Genomic DNA, 256 nt, shown 5'->3' with positions numbered 1-256 from the left:
GCTGACCATGCCGCCGATCTGCGCGATATGCGGCTTTTCGGTTTCGATCCACAGCAGGTCGGCGCCGTTCTGCAGCGACGTGATGCAATCCAGGACGCAACGCGCTTCGCCGGTGCCCGAGCGGAACTGGAACAGGTTGCTCGGCAGGCGCTTCGGACGCAGCAGCTTGCCGTCGCGCTTGATGACGACGTCACCGTTGCCGAGCTGGTCGGCCGACAGCTCTTCGCAGTCGAGGAAGGAGTTGTACTGGTCGCCC

At 64.5% G+C, this 256-nt stretch carries 1 pseudogene; it reads right to left on the bottom strand.

The features are described from left to right. Positions 1 to 256, bottom strand: a pseudogene (locus tag SB725_RS32435) (isocitrate lyase); the annotation flags it as partial.

Origin of the sequence: Pseudomonas sp. SIMBA_041, assembly GCF_046535095.1 — a bacterium.
GTDB classification, from domain to species: Bacteria; Pseudomonadota; Gammaproteobacteria; order Pseudomonadales; family Pseudomonadaceae; genus Aquipseudomonas; species Aquipseudomonas mucoides.
This window is presented reverse-complemented; position numbering and strand designations above follow the sequence as displayed.